The 19,991-nt window shown below is 72.2% G+C and carries 20 protein-coding genes; 8 read left to right on the top strand and 12 right to left on the bottom strand.

Annotated elements, in window-relative coordinates; translation table 11 throughout:
- Nucleotides 1-17 precede the first annotated feature (17 nt).
- Genes D1J63_RS02180 through D1J63_RS02195 form a run of 4 tightly spaced genes read left to right on the top strand, consistent with a single transcriptional unit; the run spans nucleotide 18 to nucleotide 4,529 of the window.
- Nucleotides 18-914, top strand: a complete 897-nt coding sequence (locus D1J63_RS02180) for a sugar ABC transporter permease (RefSeq protein ID WP_125627471.1) — start codon at nucleotides 18-20, stop codon at nucleotides 912-914.
- 60 nt (nucleotides 915-974) lie between these two features.
- Nucleotides 975-1,937, top strand: a complete 963-nt coding sequence (locus D1J63_RS02185) for a carbohydrate ABC transporter permease (RefSeq protein ID WP_197924707.1) — start codon at nucleotides 975-977, stop codon at nucleotides 1,935-1,937.
- Nucleotides 1,938-1,947: 10 nt separating this feature from the next.
- Entirely contained in the window at nucleotides 1,948-3,288 is a 1,341-nt protein-coding gene (locus D1J63_RS02190; protein WP_125627472.1) for a sugar ABC transporter substrate-binding protein, read from the top strand.
- A 38-nt stretch (nucleotides 3,289-3,326) separates the two neighbouring features.
- The gene (locus D1J63_RS02195) at nucleotides 3,327-4,529 is read left to right on the top strand and encodes a Gfo/Idh/MocA family oxidoreductase (RefSeq protein ID WP_125627473.1); all 1,203 of its coding nucleotides are present in this window, start codon (nucleotides 3,327-3,329) and stop codon (nucleotides 4,527-4,529) included.
- A 34-nt stretch (nucleotides 4,530-4,563) separates the two neighbouring features.
- On the opposite strand, the gene D1J63_RS02200 is transcribed toward D1J63_RS02195, so the two are convergent.
- The 5 genes from D1J63_RS02200 to D1J63_RS02220 all read right to left on the bottom strand — a co-directional run bounded on the left by D1J63_RS02200 (nucleotide 4,564) and on the right by D1J63_RS02220 (nucleotide 9,156).
- The gene (locus tag D1J63_RS02200) at nucleotides 4,564-5,259 is read right to left on the bottom strand and encodes a L,D-transpeptidase family protein (protein ID WP_125627474.1); all 696 of its coding nucleotides are present in this window, start codon (nucleotides 5,257-5,259) and stop codon (nucleotides 4,564-4,566) included.
- A 164-nt stretch (nucleotides 5,260-5,423) separates the two neighbouring features.
- Nucleotides 5,424-6,224 carry an SDR family NAD(P)-dependent oxidoreductase gene (locus D1J63_RS02205; protein WP_125627475.1) on the bottom strand — a complete coding sequence of 267 codons (801 nt, stop codon included), beginning with the start codon at nucleotides 6,222-6,224 and terminating at the stop codon, nucleotides 5,424-5,426.
- Nucleotides 6,225-6,362: 138 nt separating this feature from the next.
- Nucleotides 6,363-7,289 (bottom strand): SDR family oxidoreductase, encoded by a 927-nt coding sequence (locus tag D1J63_RS02210; RefSeq protein ID WP_125627476.1) that lies wholly within the window; start codon nucleotides 7,287-7,289, stop codon nucleotides 6,363-6,365.
- Between the two features lie 149 nt (nucleotides 7,290-7,438).
- Nucleotides 7,439-8,068: an MBL fold metallo-hydrolase gene (locus D1J63_RS02215; RefSeq protein ID WP_125627478.1), complete on the bottom strand. Its 630-nt coding sequence runs from the start codon at nucleotides 8,066-8,068 to the stop codon at nucleotides 7,439-7,441.
- Nucleotides 8,068-9,156, bottom strand: a complete 1,089-nt coding sequence (locus tag D1J63_RS02220; protein ID WP_125627479.1) for an S-(hydroxymethyl)mycothiol dehydrogenase — start codon at nucleotides 9,154-9,156, stop codon at nucleotides 8,068-8,070. The genes D1J63_RS02215 and D1J63_RS02220 overlap by 1 nt, the downstream gene beginning before the upstream one ends.
- Before the next feature lie 177 nt (nucleotides 9,157-9,333).
- On the opposite strand from D1J63_RS02220, the gene D1J63_RS02225 reads away from it, so the two are divergent.
- A complete protein-coding gene (locus tag D1J63_RS02225) occupies nucleotides 9,334-11,088 on the top strand; it encodes an ABC transporter ATP-binding protein (protein ID WP_125627480.1) in 1,755 nt (584 codons plus the stop codon).
- An 8-nt stretch (nucleotides 11,089-11,096) separates the two neighbouring features.
- On the opposite strand, the gene D1J63_RS02230 is transcribed toward D1J63_RS02225, so the two are convergent.
- Nucleotides 11,097-11,381 carry a hypothetical protein gene (locus tag D1J63_RS02230; protein ID WP_102930073.1) on the bottom strand — a complete coding sequence of 95 codons (285 nt, stop codon included), beginning with the start codon at nucleotides 11,379-11,381 and terminating at the stop codon, nucleotides 11,097-11,099.
- 181 nt (nucleotides 11,382-11,562) lie between these two features.
- On the opposite strand from D1J63_RS02230, the gene D1J63_RS02235 reads away from it, so the two are divergent.
- Nucleotides 11,563-11,928, top strand: coding sequence for a nuclear transport factor 2 family protein (locus D1J63_RS02235; RefSeq protein WP_125627482.1), 366 nt, complete (start codon nucleotides 11,563-11,565; stop codon nucleotides 11,926-11,928).
- Between the two features lie 27 nt (nucleotides 11,929-11,955).
- On the opposite strand, the gene D1J63_RS02240 is transcribed toward D1J63_RS02235, so the two are convergent.
- Nucleotides 11,956-12,615, bottom strand: coding sequence for a TetR/AcrR family transcriptional regulator (locus D1J63_RS02240; RefSeq protein WP_125627483.1), 660 nt, complete (start codon nucleotides 12,613-12,615; stop codon nucleotides 11,956-11,958).
- 216 nt (nucleotides 12,616-12,831) lie between these two features.
- Here D1J63_RS02240 and D1J63_RS02245 point away from each other — a divergent pair, with 216 nt between their 5' ends.
- Nucleotides 12,832-14,085, top strand: coding sequence for a YncE family protein (locus D1J63_RS02245; RefSeq protein WP_125627484.1), 1,254 nt, complete (start codon nucleotides 12,832-12,834; stop codon nucleotides 14,083-14,085).
- Between the two features lie 73 nt (nucleotides 14,086-14,158).
- On the opposite strand, the gene D1J63_RS02250 is transcribed toward D1J63_RS02245, so the two are convergent.
- Nucleotides 14,159-14,659 carry a metallophosphoesterase gene (locus D1J63_RS02250; protein ID WP_125627485.1) on the bottom strand — a complete coding sequence of 167 codons (501 nt, stop codon included), beginning with the start codon at nucleotides 14,657-14,659 and terminating at the stop codon, nucleotides 14,159-14,161.
- A gap of 133 nt (nucleotides 14,660-14,792) precedes the next feature.
- On the opposite strand from D1J63_RS02250, the gene D1J63_RS02255 reads away from it, so the two are divergent.
- A complete protein-coding gene (locus tag D1J63_RS02255) occupies nucleotides 14,793-15,377 on the top strand; it encodes a hydrolase (RefSeq protein ID WP_061440820.1) in 585 nt (194 codons plus the stop codon).
- Between the two features lie 87 nt (nucleotides 15,378-15,464).
- Here D1J63_RS02255 and rfbB read toward each other — a convergent pair whose 3' ends face one another.
- The 4 genes from rfbB to D1J63_RS02275 all read right to left on the bottom strand — a co-directional run bounded on the left by rfbB (nucleotide 15,465) and on the right by D1J63_RS02275 (nucleotide 19,921).
- A complete protein-coding gene (gene rfbB, locus D1J63_RS02260; RefSeq protein ID WP_125627486.1) occupies nucleotides 15,465-16,439 on the bottom strand; it encodes a dTDP-glucose 4,6-dehydratase in 975 nt (324 codons plus the stop codon).
- Nucleotides 16,440-16,594: 155 nt separating this feature from the next.
- Nucleotides 16,595-16,774, bottom strand: coding sequence for a hypothetical protein (locus D1J63_RS02265; protein ID WP_125627487.1), 180 nt, complete (start codon nucleotides 16,772-16,774; stop codon nucleotides 16,595-16,597).
- 117 nt (nucleotides 16,775-16,891) lie between these two features.
- Nucleotides 16,892-17,314: a CBS domain-containing protein gene (locus tag D1J63_RS02270; RefSeq protein WP_102928149.1), complete on the bottom strand. Its 423-nt coding sequence runs from the start codon at nucleotides 17,312-17,314 to the stop codon at nucleotides 16,892-16,894.
- A 120-nt stretch (nucleotides 17,315-17,434) separates the two neighbouring features.
- A complete protein-coding gene (locus D1J63_RS02275; protein ID WP_125627488.1) occupies nucleotides 17,435-19,921 on the bottom strand; it encodes a SpoIIE family protein phosphatase in 2,487 nt (828 codons plus the stop codon).
- Nucleotides 19,922-19,991 lie beyond the last annotated feature (70 nt).

Consider the following 19,991-nt stretch of genomic DNA (forward strand, 5'->3'; position numbering starts at 1 on the left):
GCGAGGGGAGTCTTCCGATGGCCGTCGCCTCCAGCAGCCGTGCCGGGAACCGGGGTGACGGACGTCTCGCCGCGGTGTTCGTCGCACCGGCGCTCCTCGGCTTCGTGGTCTTCCTGCTCTGGCCGACGCTGCGGGGCGTCTACCTGAGCTTCACCCGCTTCAACCTGTTGACACCGGCCGAGTGGGTGGGCCCGGACAACTACGTGCGGATGGTCCACGACCCCATCTTCTGGGACTCGCTGCGGGTCACGGTCGTCTACGTGGTCATCAACATCGGGGTGCAGACCGTGTCGGCGCTGGCCGTCGCCGTGCTGCTCCAGCGGCTCACCCAGTCGTCGGTGCTGCGCGGGATCGTGCTCACGCCGTATCTGATGTCCAACGTCGTGGCCGGCATCGTCTGGCTGTGGATCCTCGACACCCAGCTCGGCATCGGCAACGAGATCGTCGCGGGCCTCGGATTCGACCGGGTTCCCTTCCTGGCCGACGAGACGTGGGCGATCCCGGCCATCGCGCTGATCAACGTGTGGCGCCATGTCGGCTACACGGCACTGCTGCTCTTCGCCGGGCTCCAGGCCATCCCGAAGGACATGTACGAGGCCGCGAAGGTGGACGGTGCGAGCGAGTGGCGGATGTTCCGGCGGATCACCATGCCGCTGCTGCGACCGGTCCTCGCCGTCGTCCTGATCATGACGGTGATCGGGTCGTTCCAGGTCTTCGACACGGTCGCGGTCACCACCGCGGGCGGGCCCGCGAACGCCACGAACGTTCTCCAGTACTACATCTACGGCGCCGCCTTCGGCCGTTTCCAGTTCGGCTACGCCTCGGCGATGTCCGTCGCGCTGCTCGTCGTGCTGAGCGCCATCACCTTCGTCCAGTACCGGCTCACCCGGGCCGGCCGCACCGACCTCGGCTGACGCGCGGACGGCGCGGAACCGGCCCGGAGACGACGCAGAGAGACGGAGAGGAGAAACGGAATGACCGACACCACGTCCGTGCCCGCCACCGCGCCCGCCGCCGAAGCGGCCCGCGCGGGCCCCGCGGTCGCGGGCCGGCGCGGCGGACGCCGCCTCTCCCCCGGGCGGACGGTGGCCTGGGCGGTGGTGGCCGCGATCGTGCTCGTCACGCTGCTGCCCTTCTACTGGATCCTGCGCACCGCCCTGTCCACCAACACCGGGCTGGCCGCCCACCCCGCCGACCCACTGCCGGTCGACCCCACCGCGGGCGGCTTCGAGCGGGCGCTGGGCCTCCAGTCCGCCGAGGAGGCGATCGCACAGGGCGGGGCCGGCGGCGGGCTCAGGTTCTGGCGGTACCTGCTCAACTCCGTGCTGGTCGCCACCCTGATCACCGGCTGCCAGATCCTCTTCTCCGCGATGGCCGCCTACGCCTTCGCCCGGCTGCGCTGGCGGGGCCGGGACACGGTGTTCGCGCTGTTCCTGGCCGGGCTGATGGTGCCCGCCATCTTCACCCTGCTGCCGAACTTCGTCCTCATCAAGGAACTCGGCCTGGTGGACTCCCTGCTGGGCATCGCCCTGCCGACGATGTTCATGACACCGTTCGCGGTGTTCTTCCTGCGGCAGTTCTTCATGAACGTCCCGAGGGAGGTCGAGGAGGCGGCCCTGCTGGATGGGGCCGGCAAGGTGCGGGTGTTCTTCCGGGTGCTGCTGCCGATGGCGTCGACGCCCGTCCTGACCCTGGCCGTCCTGACGTACATCACGGCCTGGAACGACTACTTCTGGCCGCTGATGGTCTCCTACAGCGACAGTTCGCGGGTGCTGACCGTGGCGCTGGCCGTCTTCCGCGCCCAGACCCCGCAGACCGGCACCGACTGGTCGGGCCTCATGGCGGCCACGCTGATCGCGGCGCTGCCCATGCTGCTGCTGTTCGGCGTCTTCGCGCGCCGCATCGTCGGCACCATCGGCTTCACCGGCGTCAAGTGAGGGGACGGGCATGCGATTTCGTACGGCCACGGCGCTGACCGGGGCGCTGGCGCTGTCCCTGGTGAGCGGCTGCGCGCAGGGCGACGGCTCCGGGTCGTCGGGGAACACGGTGACGTACTGGCTCTGGGACGCCAACCAGCTGCCCGCGTACGAGGCGTGCGCGAAGGGCTTCGAGCGGCGCAACCCTGGGCTGGACGTGAAGATCTCCCAGATGGGCTGGGACGACTACTGGACCAAGCTCACGGCCAGCCTCATCGCGGGCACCGAGCCGGACGTGTTCACCGACCACGTCCAGAAGTTCGGTCAGCTCGCCGATCTGGAGGTGCTGGAGCCGCTCGACGGCCTCGGCATCGAGGACGCCGCCTACCAGCCGGGCCTGGCCGCCGGCTGGATCGGCGAGGACGGGCACCGCTACGGCGCCCCCAAGGACTGGGACACCGTCGCCCTCTTCTACAACGAGAGGCTCGCGGCGGAGGCGGGGCTCGGCGCCGAGGAGCTGAACGGCCTCGACTGGAACCCGGAGGACGGCGGCACCTTCGAGAAGGCCATCGCCCACCTGACCGTGGACGCCGAGGGCAGGCGGGGCGACGAACCGGGCTTCGACAAGGACCACGTCGAGGTCTACGGCCTCGCCACGGGCGGCGGCGGGGACGGCGACGGCCAGACCACCTGGAGCCACTTCGCCGCCTCCGCGGGCTGGACCTACACCGACGAGGAGCGGTGGGGCACCGAGTACCGGTACGACGACGACACCTTCCAGTCGGTGATCGAGTGGTACTTCGGGCTGGCGGACAAGGGCTACATGGCCCCGTTCACCGACTACTCCCGGTCGAACCAGGCCAACGCCCAGGTGGCGGCGGGCAGGGCGGCCACCGCCTTCGACGGGGCGTGGATGATCTCCACGTACGCCGGCTTCGAGGGCATGGACATCGCCACCGCGGTCACTCCCCAGGGCCCCACCGGCAAGCGGGCCACGATGATGAACGGCCTCGCGGACTCCGTCACCAAGAACGCCGACAACAAACCGGGCGCCCTGAAGTGGGTGAAGTACCTGGCCTCCGAGGAGTGCCAGCGCACCGTGGGCGGTTACGGCATCGTCTTCCCGGCCACGCCCGGCGGCACCGAGGCGGCCGTCGCGGCGTACGGGAGGAAGGGCATCGACGTCTCGGCCTTCACGCGGCCCGTGGACGACAAGAAGCACTTCCGGACCTTCACGTTCCCGATCACCGAGTACGCCGCGGACGTGCTGGCGCTCATGCATCCGGCCATGCAGGACGTCTACGGCGGCGGCAAGCCGGCCGACAGCCTCGACGAGACCAACGACCAGATCAATCTCATCCTCGACCAGTGACGCGACCAATGACGCGACCAGTGAAGGGCACGCCATCCATGACGTTCTCCCTCGGCATCGTCGGCGCCGGCCAGTTCTCCGGACAGTTCGCCAGGCTGTTCCGGGCCCACCCCGGTGTGAGCGACGTGTTCGTCACCGACCTGCTGCCGGAGCGGGCCGAGCGGCTCGCCGCCGCCGAAGACCTGACCGGCACCTTCCCGAGCTACGAGGCGATGCTGGAGTCCGAGGCGGTGGACGCCGTCGCGATCTTCACGCAGCGCTGGACCCACGGTCCCCTCGTGCTCCAGGGGCTGGGCGCGGGCAAGCACGTGTACTCGGCGGTCCCCATGGCGATCAGCACCCAGGAGATCGCGGAGATCATCGACGCGGTCAAGGCGACCGGGCTGACGTACATGATGGGCGAGACCAGCCAGTACAACCCGGCGACCGTGCACGCCCGCAACAAGATCGCGGAAGGCGCCTTCGGACGGCTCTTCTACGCCGAGGGGGACTACGTCCACGACATGGACCTCGGCTTCTACGACGCCTACCGGTACAGCGGCGGCGACGGCTGGAAGGCCACGGCCAGCTATCCGCCGCTGCTCTACCCCACGCACTCGGTGGGCGGGGTGCTGGGCGCCTGGCGGACCCACGCGGTCAGCGTCTCGGCGATCGGCGTGGTGGACGAGCGCGGGGACGGGGTCTTCGACCGGTCGGTCAGCCGGTTCGACAACGACGTCTCCAACGCGACCGCGCTGTTCGAGGTGGCCGGCGGCGGGTCGTTCCGTACGAACGAGTTCCGCCGGGTCGGCTATCCCTCGCACATCCGGGAGTCCCGTTTCCGCTTCTTCGGCACGGAGGCGAGCATGGAGCAGCTGGCGACGGTGGCGCTGTGGCAGGACAAGAGCGGGGTGGAGGACATCAGCGAACTGCTGGAGCCCAAGCCCACCACGTCTCCCGACGACCCGTCGCTGCGGCACATAGCGCCGGAGCTGCGGGCCGCCTTCACCTCGGGTTCGGCGCCGGTGCACGACCGGGCGCGACTGCCCCGGGTCTTCGACCGGATGCACAACGGTCACGAGGGCAGCCACCACTTCCTGGTGGACGACTTCGTGACCGCGGTCGGCTCCCGGACCCTGCCGTCCGTGAACGCGTGGGTCGCGGCCCGCTACACCCTGCCGGGCATCGTCGCGCACGAGTCCGCCCGGCAGGGCGGGGTCCGGCTCGAGATCCCGGACTTCGGGGACGCCCCCGAGCTGTGAGGCGCCGCGGCACGAGCCGGGCGCCCCGCCTCCGTCAGGTGCCCGGCTTGCGGCCGTACACGTAGACGTCGTCGCCCTTCTTCAGCAGCGACCAGTACTTCTTGGCGTCGGCCTTCCGCATGTTGACGCAGCCGTGCGAGCCCGGCGGGTTCCACATGCTGACGCCGACGGAGTGGAAGGCCTGACCGCCGTCGAAGAACTGGCTGTAGGGCATCGGCACGTGGTAGATGGTCGAGACGTGGTCGATGTTGCGCCAGTAGACCTTCTTCAGTCCGGTGCGGGTCTCGTAGCCGTTGCGCCCGGTGCGGACCGGGACCGGCCCGTACACCAGCTTCTTGCCGTCCTGGATCCAGCTCAGCTGGAGGCTGAGGTTCACACAGGCGATACGGCCCTTGTTGGTGGGGCACTTGCCGGATTTGTTCGGGTTCTTTCCGACGGCCTTCTGCTTCGTCATCAGGTCCATCACTCCCCAGGTGACGGGCCCCGCGTAGCCGGCGTTGGGCGTGATGCCGTGCTTGGTCTGGAAGGCCCGGATGGCCTTGCAGTCGGCGGTGGACTGCTTGCCGTCGGCCTTGCGGCCGAGGAACTTCTCCACCTTCTTCTGGTACGGGCCCGCCTTCGCGCCGCAGCCGGCGGCCTGTGCCGGTGCCGCCGTGAGCGCGAGTGTCAGCGGTGCCACCAGTGCCGTGATCCCGAGTGCGACGGCTCCCCGTCTGCGTGTGTCCCCCATGGCCGGTCATGCCTTTCGCGTCGCGGCGGTGCGCCGAGTGCAAGGTCGCCTTCGTGCGATCCCGGCCTGCTAGACCGGCGTCCGGCGGCTTTGGTTGCGCGCCGCCCGCCGCCGCGACGAAACAGTGACAAAGGCCACCGGGCGGACCGTGCCTGTCGGCCCGCTCAGTCCATGCCGTCCGGCTCCCGCACGGCGCGCCTGAAGCCGGTGTTGACCGCAGTCAGGCCGCCGTCGACGGCGAGGGTGGTGCCGGTGATCCAGGCGGCGTCGTGCGAGGCGAGGAAGGCGACGGCCGCCGCGATGTCCTCGGGCTCGCCCACCCGCCCCAGCGGGTACAGCCCCCGTACCGCCGCCAGTTCCTCCTCCCGGCCCTCCCAGGCCGTGGTGCGCACCGTGCCCGGTGTCACGAGGTTGACGCGGACGCCGCGCGGGGCGGCGTGCCCGGCGAGGGTCCGGGTCAGCGAGGCGAGGCCGGCCTTGGCGGCGCTGTAGGCGTGGTTGCCGAAGTCCTGGACCCCGTTGACCGAGCCGACGCTGACGATCGCGCCGCGTCCCGAGGCGGCGAGGTGGGGCAGGGCGGCCCGGCAGCAGCGGTAGGCGCCGGTGAGGGTGACGTCGAGGTCGCGGGCCCAGACCTCGTCCGGCTCGTCCTCGAACAGCGGGACGTCGGGCGTGCACGCGTAGGCGTTGTTGACCAGGACGTCCAGCCCGCCGAAGGCGTCCACGGCATGGGCGACGGCCGCCTCGACGGACGCCCGGTCCCGCACGTCGCAGGCGAACGCCGCCACGGCGAGCCCCTGTTCCGTCAACTGTGCCGCCGTGTGCCGCGCCGCGGCGAGGTCCACGTCGGTCAGCAGCACCCGGGCCCCCTCCGCGGCGAGCCGGCGTGCGGTGGCCGCGCCGATGCCCCGGGCCGCGCCCGTCACGAGTGCCGTGTGGTCGGTGAAACGCCTGGTGTCCGTCATGGGCCAGACGGTAGTACCGCCACCATCACCGGGGCAGCCACCGTGCGTCCATGTCCGCGTTCCTGCGGCAACTCCCCGCGCTCCTGGGCGCCGTCATCGGCGCGGCCGCCGTACGGGCCGACCCGGGCCTGCCGACGCTCAGCGATACCCCGTGACGTCGGCCGGCTTGTCCGGGTCCTGTACCTCGACGAGGTAGCGCCAGGCGTCCGGGCGGCTGCCGTCGAGGTCGGTGAAGCCGTACTCCTGGGCGAGGGAGCCGCTGGAGAGGGACCGGCCGTTGAAGCGTGCCACGTGGGGGTCGGCGGCGAGGGCGGTGACCGCGCGGCCGACGTAGCGGGGCGTCTCGGAGATGGCGAAGTGCGGGACGCGGTCGAGGGCGTCGCGCCAGTTCTCCTCGCGTACGCCGAAGTGGTCGAGCATCATCTCCGAGCGCAGCCAGCCGGGGGTCAGCGCGACCGCCGTGGCGCCGCGGGGTCCCAGTTCGTGCCCGAGGGAGAAGGCCATGCGCAGGACGGACGTCTTGGCGAGGTCGTAGAAGAACGAGTTGCGGTAGTGGTCGCGGTTGTAGGCGTCCGTGCCGTCGGTCATCTCGACGACCAGCCCGCCGGGGCGGCGCAGCAGCAGCGGCAGGGCGTGGTGGCTGGTGATCGCGTGGGTCTCGACGGCGAGCCGCAGCAGCCTCAGACCGTTGTCGAGGTCGTGCTCCCACACGGGGCTGTCCCACTCGAAGAGGTGCTCGCCGCCCCAGATGTCGTTGACCAGGACGTCGAGGCGGGCCTGTTCGCGGGCGATGCGGTCGACGAGGCCGGCGACCTGCGCCGGGTCGAGATGGTCGACGGGTACGGCGATGCCGTGGCCGCCGGCTTCGGTGACCAGGTCGGCGGTGTCCTCGACGGTCTCGGGGCGGTCGTACTCCGAGCGCCGGGCGCGGGTGCTGCGGCCGGTGACGTAGACGGTGGCGCCGGCCGCGCCCAGTTCCACGGCGATGCCCCGGCCGGCGCCGCGGGTGGCCCCGGCGACCAGTGCGACCCTGCCCGTCAGCGGACCCTTCGGTGACCCTGTCATGTCCGGCTCCCGTTCCTCTCCCTCGTGCCGCGCACGGCTCACGCCCCGCGGGCGATGTCGAGTTCGAGGGTGCCCGGGAAGCCGGACATCTTCTGTCACCTTTTACCGCGTGTCCGGGGCGTTCTTGACGGAGACTGCCCCGGCCGCGGTCAGTGCCCGCGCTTGATCCACTCCTCCAGGTGCGGGGCCTCGGCCCCGATGGTCGTGGAGTCGCCGTGGCCGGTACGGACCTCGGTCTCGGGCGGCAGGACGAGCAGCTTGTCGCGGATGGAGTCGATGATGGTCGGGAAGTGGGAGTAGGAGCGGCCGGTGGCACCGGGTCCGCCCCGGAAGAGGGTGTCGCCGGTGAAGACGGTGCCGAGACCGGGGTCGTAGAGGCAGACCGCGCCGGGCGCGTGCCCCGGGGTGTGCAGGACGGTCAGGTCGGCGCCGGCGGCCTCGATGACGAGTTCGTCGGTCAGCCAGGCGTCCGGGTCCCGGTCGGGGTGGGTCTGCTGCCACAGGGGCAGGTCGTCGCGGTGCAGCCAGATGGTGGCGCCGGTGCGCTCGGCGAGCGCGGGCGCCGCGTTGACGTGGTCGTTGTGGGCGTGGGTGCACACGATCGCGGTGAGCCGGCGGTCCCCGACGGCCTCGGCGATGGCGTCGGCGTCGTGGGCGGCGTCGATGACGACGACCTCGTGGTCGTCACCGACGAGCCAGACGTTGTTGTCGACGTCCCAGGTGCCGCCGTCGAGGCTGAACTGCCCGGAGGTGACGAGGCGTTCGATGCGCGGGGCCATCAGAGCACCACCACCGAACGCAGTACGTCGCCGGCGTGCATCCGGTCGAAGGCCTGCTCCACCTGGTCCAGGCGGATGGTCTCGGTGACGAACTTGCCGAGGTCCAGGCGGCCCTGGAGGTGGAGGTCGATGAGCATCGGGAAGTCCCGGGAGGGCAGGCAGTCGCCGTACCAGGAGGACTTGAGCGAGCCGCCGCGGCCGAACACGTCGAGCAGCGGCAGCTCAAGCTTCATCTCGGGGGTGGGGACGCCGACCAGGACGACGGTGCCGGCCAGGTCGCGGGCGTAGAAGGCCTGCCGGTAGGTCTCCGGGCGGCCGACGGCCTCGATGACGACGTCGGCGCCGAAGCCGCCGGTCAGTTCGCGGATCGCCTCGACGGGGTCGGTCCCGCGGGAGTTGACGGTGTGGGTGGCGCCCATCCCCCGCGCGGTCTCCAGCTTGCGGTCGTCGATGTCCACGGCGATGACCTTCGAGGCACCGGCCAGGTACGCCCCGGCGATCGCCGCGTCGCCGACGCCGCCGCAGCCGATGACGGCGACGGTGTCGCCGCGGCCGACGTTGCCGGTGTTGATGGCGGCGCCGATGCCGGCCATCACCCCGCAGCCGAGGAGACCCGCCACCTCGGCGGAGACGGCCGGGTCGACCTTGGTGCACTGTCCGGCGGCGACCAGCGTCTTCTCGGCGAAGGCGCCGATGCCGAGAGCCGGGGACAGCTCCTGGCCGGTGGAGGCGAGGGTCATCCTCTGCTCGGCGTTGTGGGTGTCGAAGCAGTACCAGGGCCGCCCGCGCAGACAGGCCCGGCACTTGCCGCACACGGCACGCCAGTTGAGGATCACGAAGTCGCCGGGGGCCACGTCGGTGACACCGGCGCCGACCGACTCCACGACACCGGCGGCCTCGTGGCCGAGCAGGAAGGGGAAGTCGTCACTGATGCCGCCCTGCTTGTAGTGCAGGTCGGTGTGGCACACCCCGCAGGCCTGGATCTTCACCACGGCCTCGCCCGGACCGGGGTCCGGCACGACGATCGTCTCGATCCGGACCGGCTCGTCCTTGCCCGGCGCGATCACGCCGCGTACTTCCTGCGCCATGCTCCTGACCCCTTCCTCGGCCGTACAGCGTTCCCCCAGACCCTACGCTCAAGTGATCGGAAAGGGGCAGGTGACAGGGCGGTTGCCGGGGTTCGGCCGGTCGGCCGTGCACCGGCGGCCCGCCCGCCCGGGCGCCCACGTAGCCTGAGTGCCCCGCCCGCGTGCCGAAGGAGCGACGTGACCACCGCAGAGCCGGAGACCGGCACGCCCGCCTGGCGGCTGCTCCTGTCCTACATACGCCCCCACCGCACGGCCCTGTGCGCGGGCGCCCTGCTCTCCCTGGTCACCGGCGCCACGGGGCTGTTGCTGCCGCTGGTGGCGCGGGAGCTGATCGACGACCTGGCGCACGACCGGGCCATCACCGGGGCGCTGCTGGCCATGTCGGGGCTGGTGGTCGCCAACACGGCGCTGGGCGCGCTGGGTTCGTACGTGCTGCGGCGCACCGCGGAGTCGGTGGTGCTCGGCGCGCGGCGCACCCTGTCGTCGTATCTGCTGCGGCTGCGGATCGCGGCAGTGGACCGCACGGAGCCCGGTGACCTGATGGCCCGGATCACCTCCGACACGACGCTGCTGCGCGAGGTCACCACGGACTCCCTCATCGGCCTGGGCACCGGCGGGCTGACGCTGGTGGCGACGCTGGTGATGATGGGCGTGGTCGACGCGGTGCTGCTCGGGGTGACGCTGGCGGTGGTCGTGGGGGCGGGCACGGTGCTGGGGCTGATCGTGCCGCGCATCAACCGCGCGAGCCGGCAGGCGCAGGACGCGGTGGGGCTGATGGGCGCCGCGCTGGAGCGGATCCTCGGGGCGCTGCGCACGGTGAAGGCGTCGGGCGCCGAGCCCCGGGAGGAGCGGGCGCTGCACGAGGCGGCCGAGGAGTCCTGGCGGCAGAGCGTGCGCGCCGCCAAGTGGTCGGCCGCCGCGGGCAACACGGCGGGCCTGGCGATGCAGATCGCCTTCATCACGGTGCTCGCGGTGGGCGGGGCGCGGGTGGCGACGGGGGCGATCGACGTGGGCACGCTGGTGGCGTTCCTGCTGTTCGTCTTCTATCTGATGTCCCCGATCCAGCAGGTCGTCGGCGCGATCACGCAGTACCAGACGGGCCGGGCGGCACTGGGCCGGATCCAGGACGCGCTGCGCCTGCCCGCGGAGCCGCCGGCCCGGCCGGTTCCGCTGCCGTCGCCCGGTGCGCGGCCGGCGTCCGTCGCCTTCCACGATGTCCGCTTCCGCTACGCCGACGACCTGCCGTACATCCACCACGGGGTGAGCTTCGAGGTGCCGGCCCGGGGGATGACGGCGTTCGTCGGTCCGTCGGGCGCGGGCAAGACCACCGTCTTCTCCCTGATCGAGCGGTTCTACGACCCGAGTGCCGGGGAGATCACGCTGGACGGCCGGAGCGTCGGGGAGTGGGAACTGGCCTCGCTGCGGGCCGCGATCGGTTACGTGGAGCAGGACGCCCCGGTGCTCTCCGGTTCCCTGCGGGACAACCTGCTGCTGGGCAACCCGGAGGCGGACGAGGGCACGCTCATCGCCGTGCTGAAGACGACGCGTCTGGACTCCCTGGTGGAGCGGCTGCCGAGCGGCCTGGAGACGCTGGTCGGGCATCGCGGCACCAAGCTGTCCGGGGGTGAGCGCCAGCGGGTGGCCATCGCCCGGGCGCTGTTGCGCCGTCCCCGGCTGCTGCTGCTCGACGAGGCCACCTCGCAGCTGGACGCGGTCAACGAGGCGGCGCTGCGCGACACCGTGGCGGAGGTGGCCCGGACGACCACGGTGCTGGTGGTCGCGCACCGGCTGTCCACGGTGACGGCGGCCGACCGGATCGTGGTGATGGACGCGGGGCGGGTGCGTGCGGTCGGCACCCACCGGGAGCTGGTGACCGCCGATCCGCTGTACGCGGAGCTGGCGGCCACCCAGTTCCTGGCGTCCGGTGGCTGACGCCGACGTCAGCCCAGGGCGGGGACGACGCCGAAGAGCGGTGAGACCAGGCCGGTGACCTGCTGGAGCTGCTGCAGGTCCTGGAGCCGGTTCAGCTGCTGGGAGGGGAGCGGCATCCGTGCCCGGTCCTCGGCGGGCATGTCACCGACCGCGAGTGTGTCGAGGGTGTTCGTCACGCTGAGCTTCTCCGTGCCCAGCGGGCCCCCGCCTGCCGCGCTCGCCATCGGGGCGGCGAGGCCGGTGACACCGGCGGCGAGCCCGACGACGGCGACGATACGTCGTGTTGAGATCATGTGCTGAGCAACGCCCTCGGGCCGGTGGCGGACACGGGCGGGCGGTGCCGGTCACCCGTGAGGAGCAGTGCCGCGGTCGGCGTTGCCCCGGGCGGTGAGTCGGAGGAAGCTCGAAGGGAGAGGGCCGAGGCGGCCCGTCTCCGCTCCGGGCCGCGGCTCTCGACGTCCGAAGGAGGTCGTCATGAGTACCACGACAGGCCCCGGCTTCGACACCGAAGCCCTGCGCCGGGGCATCGAAGGAGAGACGGCGGCACCCCTGTTGTCGCTGTACGCGCAGGACGCGGAGGTCCGCATCGTCGACCGGTACGACCAGCCCAGCCGCCCGAAGGTCCTGCACGGCCGGGACGAGATCGCCGAGATGCTCGACGACGTCTACGGCCGCGACATGACCCACCGGATGGCACGCTGCGTCGTCCAGGGCGACCAGGCCGCGTACACCGAGGAATGCACCTATCCCGACGGCGTGCGGGTCCTCGCCGAGTCGATGCTCTCGCTGCGGGACGGCGAGATCGTCGAGCAGACCATGATCCAGGCCTGGGACGAGTAGTCCGGGGCCTTCACTGCGTGGGGGCGGTCAGCACCCCGGGTCCGAGCCGGGTGGGCGCAGCAGGGCGAGGAGCTGGTGGACCAGTTCCTCGACGACCTGGTCCAGGGTCGCGTCCACCCAGCCCGCGCTGTAGTCGTGCAGCAGGCCGTTGACGCCACCGATGAACGCGGTGGCGGCCAGCCGGTAGTCACGGGGCGCCGCCTCCCCGCGTCCGGCGGCCGCATGGGCCTCGGCGCGGATGAGGTCCACCCAGCGGGCGCGGCGGGCCAGCCGCTGCTCCTCCAGACGCGGGCTGACGCCGATGATCTCGACGAAGGTGATGCGGACGCGGCGTGGATCGGCGGTGACGTTGCCCGCGTAGGCGCGGAAGATCGCGGCGGCGCGTTCGGGAAGCGGCAGGTCGCGGGTGTCGTCGGCCGCGGTGCGGACGGCCTGCTCGGCCCAGTCGTTGACCTGGAGGTGGAGTGCGGCGAGCACGTCCTCCAGGGTGCGGAACTCCTCGTAGAACTGGCGGGTGGACAGACCGGCGGCGTCGCTGAGGGCGGCCACCGTAGTGGCGCGGTAGCCGGGGGTGTCGCCGAAGAGCTGGAGGGCCGCGTCGAGGAAGCGCCGACGGCGCTCGGCCTGGCGCTGTGCGGCCGACTTGCCGCCGTAGCGGCCCGTCGGTGCCCTGAGCCTGCCCGTCACCCGCTCTCCCCCTCCCTTTCTCTCGCCGCGGCAACTCCTCGCCGTGCAGCCGATTTTGTCGTGTCCGCGGCCTTGTGGAGAAGGGCGCTCTTTCCTTACTTTGCAGTAAGTTCACTCTGAAAGCAGCTGTGTTCAGATTGCGCGCTCCAGCACACCACCGCCCCACGGCTCCAGCGCTCCATCGCCCCCACCACCCCCTTGCCGGAGGAGAGCAGCATGCCCGCCTTCACCACCAGGCACCTCGGCGCCGTCGCCGCCGCCCTCGCCCTGACCGCCGCCGCGCCCGCCGCCACCGCCTCGGCCGCCCCGGACGCCCGTGCCGACCTGCGCGAGGTGATGTTCGTCGGCAACAACTGGGACGGCACCGCGGACGTCATCCGGTCCACCGGCGACTTCGCGAGGATCGGCCGGATCGACGTCGTCCCGGACCGGGCCGAGCGGATGGCGGAGATCAACGCGGACCCGATCAAGTGGATCTACTTCCAGGCCATCCGCAACGGTGTCGGCGAGGGACACGACCAGCTCGTCGACGACATGTACTCGACGCCGGACGGCACCTCGGTGGTCGTCTCCCGGCCGAGCTTCGCCGACGTGGTCTCCGTCGACCTCGCCACCGGCGACATCGACTGGCGCTTCCCCGTGTCCGGCTACCGCTCCGACCACATGGCGGTCTCCCCCGACGGCACCCGGGTCGCCGTCTCGGCCTCGACCTCCAACACCGTGCACGTCCTGGACATCGAGACGGGTGAACAGGTCGGCTCCTTCGCCACCGGCGACAAGCCCCACGAGAACATCTTCACCCGCGACGGCAAGTACATCTGGAACATGTCCATCGGCGAGGTGAACACCGCGCTCGACGCCCCCTGGCTCGACTGGACGAAGGGCGACCGGCGCATCACGATCGTGGACGCGCGGACGTACGAGCGGGTCAGGGTCGTCGACATGCGCGAACGGCTCGACGCGATCGGCCTCGGCGACCACTCGGACGCGGTGCGGCCCGCCGTCTTCTCGCCCGACGAGTCGAAGCTGTACTTCCAGGTCTCGTTCTTCAACGGCTTCTTCGAGTACGACGTGGCCACCGACCGGATCACCCGGACGAAGACCCTGCCGAAGAACCCCGCCGCGAGCGAGGACCGCACCACGTGGGTCAACGACTCGCGGCACCACGGCCTGTCCATGAGTCCGGACGGCGCCAAGATCTGTGTGGCGGGCACGATGGACGACTACGCGACGGTGGTCGACCGCGACACCCTCCAGGAGGGTCCGCTGGTGTCCGCCGCCAAGCCGTACTGGGCCACGGTCAGCGGCGACGGCACGCACTGCGTGGTCTCCGAGAGCGGCGCCGACCGGGTCACGGCCATCGACTTCGCCACCGGCGGGAAGTCGGTCTCCGTCCCCGTGGGCGACCACCCGCAGCGGGTCCGCATCGGTCATGTGGCGGCCGGCTGGACCGGACCGTCGGCCCGCTGAGGCTCCGTGCCGTCCGGGCCCGTCGTGTCGCCGGCGGCAGCAGCTGTGCGCCCGCCCTTTCCCGCCCTTCTCGTCAGCGCGGCGGCAGCCGGTGCAGCTCGACGTCCCCGAGCCGGCCGTCGGCGACCGTGGCGGTCATGTAGGTGTGGTACGGCTGACGGCGACGGTCCGTGGGCGAACCCGGGTTGAGCAGCCGCAGGCCGGTCGCCGCGGTGGTGTCCCAGGGGATGTGGCTGTGCCCGAAGACGAGGACGTCCAGGTCGGGGAAGCGGGCGGCGCAGCGTGCCTCCCGCCCCTGGGCGGCGCCGGTCTCGTGGACGACTCCGAAGCGCAGGCCGCCGAGATCCGCGTACGCCACCTCGGGCAGCCTGGCGCGCAGTGCGGGCCCGTCGTTGTTGCCGTACACCCCGAGGAGTCGGCGGCTGCGGCTCTCCAGCAGGTCGAGGGTGACCGTGTCGACCCAGTCCCCGGCGTGCAGGACGACGTCCGCACGGGGGAGCTCCGCCAGCAGGGGCGCCGGCAGTTCCCTGGCGCGCTTGGGCAGGTGGGTGTCGGACGTGATCAGCAGACGCACGCGCCCCAGTTTAATCGACAGGTAAAACTGTGCAGTCTCAGCTGGACAGTCTTACCTGTCGAATTTACGGTGGTCCGGGGCGCCGACCGGGCACCCCCGAACCGTCCGAGATCCGTCTGAGAGGCACCACCCGATGTCCGTCACCGCCCTCGACCCCCGCACCGCCCTCGTCGTGATCGATCTCCAGGCCGGTATCGTCGCCGCGCCGACCGAGCCGTACTCCGGCGCCGAGGTCGTCGCCCGGAGCGCCGAACTGGCCGAGGCCTTCCGGGCCCGCGGTCTGCCGGTGGTGCTGGTCCGGGTCTCCTTCGCCGCCGACGGGGCGGACGCCGTGCCGGGTCGTACGGAGGCGGGGGGCGCCGGCGGTCCGCGGCCCGAGGGCTGGGACGTGATCGTCGACGAGCTGGCCGGGCATCCCGGCGACATCACCGTCACCAAGCGCAACTGGGGCGCCTTCCACGGCACCGGCCTCGACGTCCAACTGCGCCGCCGCGGCGTCACCCAGATCGTGCTGACCGGCATCGCCACCAGCATCGGCGTGGAGTCCACCGCCCGCGCCGCCCACGAGCACGGCTACCACGTCACGCTCGCCACCGACGCGATGAGCGACATGAGCGCCGAGGCACACCGCGGCAGCGTCGAGCGGATCTTCCCGCGCCTGGGCGAGACGGGCACGACGCGGGAGATCCTGGAGCTGCTCGCCAAAACGCACGACTGAGACGCACGACTGAGACATACGGCTGAGACATACGGCTGGGACACACGACCGGGTCGCATGGCCGCGGGTTGAACGCGCCGCCGCCCGTCAGCCCGCGTCGGTGCGCCGCTTGAGCGGCTCCCACCAGGCCCTGTTGTCCCGGTACCAGGCGACGGTCTCGGCCAGCCCTGCCGCGAAGGCACGCCGGGGGCGGTAGCCCAGTTCCTCGCGGGCCTTGCTCCAGTCGACCGCGTAGCGCAGGTCGTGGCCCTTGCGGTCCTCGACGTGGTCCACCCGGTCCGGGCCCGCGCCGCAGGCGTCCAGGAGCAGGCCGGTGAGCTCGCGGTTGCTCAACTCGGTGCCGCCGCCGATGTTGTAGACCTCGCCGGCCCGGCCCCGGGTGCGGACGAGGTCGACGCCCCGGCAGTGGTCGTCGACGTGCAGCCAGTCGCGGACGTTGCGTCCCTCCCCGTACAGCGGGACCCGGCGGCCGTCCAGGAGGTGGGTGACGAACAGCGGCACGAGCTTCTCGGGGAACTGGTGCGGGCCGTAGTTGTTGGAGCACCGGGTCACCCGTACGTCGAGCCCGTGGGTGCGGTGGTAGGACAGGGCCAGCAGGTCGCCCGACGCCTTCGACGCGGCGTACGGGGAACTGGGCCGCAGCGGATGCTCCTCGGTTGCCGCGCCGGACTCCACCGAGCCGTAGACCTCGTCGGTGGAGACGTGGACGAAGGGTCCCACTCCGTGGCGCAGGGCGGCGTCCAGCAGGTTCTGGGTGCCGACGACGTTGGTGAGGACGAAGTCGGACGCGGCGTGGATCGAGCGGTCCACATGGGACTCGGCCGCGAAGTGCACCACCTGGTCCGCCTCGGCCGTCAGCCGGTCGACGAGCGCCCGGTCGCGGATGTCGCCGTGCACGAACTCCAGCCGGGGGTGGCCGATTTCGAGGTTGGCGGTGGTCCCGGCGTAGGTGAGGGAGTCCAGGACGGTGATCCGCGGTGTCCCTGGTTCGTCGGAGGCGAGGAGGGTCCGGACGTACCGGGAGCCGATGAATCCGGCGGCGCCGGTGACCAGGATGTTCATGGGCGGTTCCGTGCCTTGCTGCGGTGGGGGACGGGCGGTGCGGGCGCCTGAGACGCTACCGGTGTGTCCACCGCCGTCCGTGACCGGCCCGGAACGCGCACCGCGCCGGCCCCGAGGCCGGCGCGCTGGGCGGTGTCACCACCCTCGGGGCCCGTTCAGTCCTCGCCCCGGACGATGTTCGACTCCTGGCCCGGTTGCGGTGCGCGGGTGGTGCTGCCGTCCTCGACGGCCGGCACACAGGTGCGCGGCACACCCCTGCTCCGCAGGCGGCGGGCTTTCGACCAGCCGGTCTCCAGCCGGCGGGCAACCGGTTTGCCGCTGGTTTCCGTGGTCACGAGCATCATCTTCCTTCTGGTTCCGCGTCCTCCGCGCCCGGTGCGCCTGGTGCGCTCGCCCTGTCGGGTCCCCGTGCGGCGCGCCGTGAAACACCGTGCGCATGTGCCCAGCGGTGCCTACGGGTTGGGGCGAGCCGCGCTGATGTCGCCGAGCGCCGACTCCGGGTCGCGCTCCATGGCCAGGTCGCCGAGGGAGACGATGCCGACCGGGTGGCCGTCGTCGTCGACGACCGGGACCCGGCGTACGGCGTGCTCGCGCATCAGCTCGACGGCGTGGCTCAGCTCCTCGTCGGAGCGCACGGTCACCAGGTCGTCGCTGCACGCCCCGGCGACGGTGGTCTGCTCCGGGTCACCGCCCCCGGCCAGCGACCGGACCACCAGGTCGCGGTCGGTGACCAGGCCGCGCAGCCGGTCGCCCTCCGTGACCAGGACGGCTCCGAGGTCCCGGTCGCGCATGAGGCGGGCCACGGCCGTGACGGAGGTCAGCGGCTCGACGGTCACCGGGTCGCCGGTCATGATGTCGCGGACGTACTGGGTCATGGGGCACTCGCTCCTCGGTTCCCGGGTTCCGCACCCGCTCGTGGTCGACCGGGCGGGTACCCGTCGGGGCGCCGCCCCGCACGTCGGTGAGGGTGCCCCCTCGGGCTCGGCCCAGGGCGCTCAGCCGCCGCCCACCGGGATCTCGCTCCACACCTGCTTGCCCCCACTGACCGGCAGTGTCCCCCAGGTCGCCGACATCGCCTCGACCAGGAGGATGCCCCGCCCGCCGGTGGCCTCCCAGCCGATACTGGTCGGTTTGACGGGTGTGCGCGGCGAGGCGTCGGCGACCGCGACGCGCAGCCGGCCGCTGATCAGGGTGAGGTCGAGCCGCACCTTGCCGTCGGTGTGCACCAGGGCGTTGGTGACCAGCTCGGAGACGATCAGCAGCACGCCGTCGATGTCGTCGTCGGGTACGCCCCAGGAGCGCAGGGTGCGCCGGGTGAAGCGGCGGGCGTGCCGTACGGCCTCGGGCAGCCGCCACACCGACCAGCTCTCGCGCAGCGGGCGCAGGGCCATGCCGTCGTAGCGCACCAGCAGCAGGGCGACGTCGTCGTTGCGGCGGGCGTTGCCCAGCAGGGCGTCGGCGACCAGTCCGAGGTGGGTGGGGTCGGAGACGGCCAGGGCGTGCGCGAACCGGTCCATGCCCTCGTCGATGTCGGCGCCGGGCGACTCCACCAGGCCGTCCGTGGTGAGGGCGATGAGCGTGCCGGGCCGCAGCCGCAGCGGGCTCATCGGGAAGTCGGCCTGGGTGACCACGCCGAGCGGCGGACCGCCCTCCACCTCGGCGATCTCCGTACTGCCGTCGGGGTGGCGCAGCACCGGCGGCAGATGCCCCGCGCGCACGCACCAGGCGGAGCCCTCCTCCATGTCGAGGTCGACGTAGACGCAGGTGGCGAAGAGGTCGGTCTCCATGCCGGTCAGCAGCCGGTTGGCGTGGGAAACCACCACGTCCGGCGGATGGCCCTCGACGGCGTAGGCGCGCAGGGCCGTGCGCATCTGGCCCATCAGGGTGGCCGCGCCGGCGCTGTGCCCCTGGACGTCGCCGATGACCAGGGCCACGTGGTGGTCGGGAAGCGGGATCACGTCGTACCAGTCGCCGCCCAGCTCCAGTCCGGCCGTGCTGGGCAGGTAGCGGGCGACGGCGACCGCACCGGGCAGCTTCGGCAGCCGGCGCGGCAGCAGCTGGCGCTGGAGCATGCCGACCAGTTCGTGCTCGGCGTCGAAGGCGTGGGCGCGCATCAGGGCCTGCCCGGCGAGGCCCGCCGAGGCGGTGAGCAGGGCGCGCTCGTCGGGGCCGAAGTCGTGCGGGGCGTCCCAGCCGATCAGGCAGGCGCCGGCCATGCGGCCGCCCGCGGGCAGCGGCAGTACGGCCAGACCGCCGGGGCCCACGTCGGCGAGTGCGGGCTCCAGGTCGCCGGTGCCCGCCGGCCAGATCCGGGCGCGTCCCTCGCGCAGCGCGGCGGCGAGGGTGGGCATGGCCCGTACCGGGGCGTCCGGCCACTCGGTGCGCCACTCCAGGCGCCACAGTTCGGGCCAGGACTCGGGGTCGGGCGGATCCAGGACGGTGACGACGAGCCGGTCGTTCTCCAGCTCGGCCAGCGCGATCCGGTCGGCGCGCAGCGGTCGGCGCAGGGCGGCGACCACGGCCTGGCTGACGTCGCGCACGGTCCCGGCGGTGGCGAGCGTGGCGGCGAGCCGCTGGACGCGGGCGACATCGGTCACGTCCGGGCGCAGGGTGGAGGCGTCGGCGACGGTGCCGACCAGCCGGGCGGGCCGGCCGTCGCCGGCGGGCAGCAGGCGTCCGCTGAGCCGGAGCCACTTCGGCGGGCCGGTGGGCTGCAGCACCCGGAACTCCAGCTCGCGCTCGCCGATGGTCATGTGGTCGGACTCGGTCACCGACATCAGCGACGGCAGGTCCTCCGGCACGGTGAGCCCGAGCAGCGTCTCCACCTTGCCGTCGAACTCCTCGGGGGCGAGGCCGAACAGGCGCAGGATGCCGTCGCCGACCTCCGCCCGGCCGGTGTCCATGGCCAGCGTGAAGGCGTCCGGCTGGAGGTCGCCGGACTCGGTGGTGCCGACGGCTCCGGCCGGGGTGGGGCAGGTCATGGCCTCGGCGATCAGTTCGAGGCACCCGCGGTCGTCGGCGTCGAACCCGCCCGGGCGCTCGGTCAGCACGAGGAGGCAGCCGCCGCCGTCCCCGCGCACGGGCAGGACCGCCAGCGAGAAGCCGCTGGACGGCACGTGCCGCGACTCGGCCGTTCCGGCGAACTCCTCCGGCCCGATCCACACCGCCTCGCCGGCGCGGTGGGCGTCGGCGACCGGGGAGCCACCGGCCGCGGGATAGCTGTCCCGTACGCCGTACAGGGTGCGCGGCGCACCGGCCGACACGACCAGACAGAGCAGCTCGGGGTCGTCGCCGGGTGTGTAGAGGGCGGCGAAGGACGCGCCCGCGAACACCAGTGCCTGCTCGAGGATGGCACGCACCCGCTCCCGGGGCTCCGGGCCGGCCGCGATCGCCTTCAGGGCACCCTCGGCACGCAGCGCCCTCGGTCCGCGTTCCGCAGTGCCCTCTTCGACCACGTCGCCATTACAGCGCTTATGGGACATCTGCGCAGCCCCTACGGATCGGGTACCGGCGCCGAGGAGCACACCGGGGGCTCGCGTACGGGCGCTTCCG

Source organism: Streptomyces sp. KPB2 (assembly GCF_003950055.1).
GTDB lineage: Bacteria > Actinomycetota > Actinomycetes > Streptomycetales > Streptomycetaceae > Streptomyces > Streptomyces salinarius.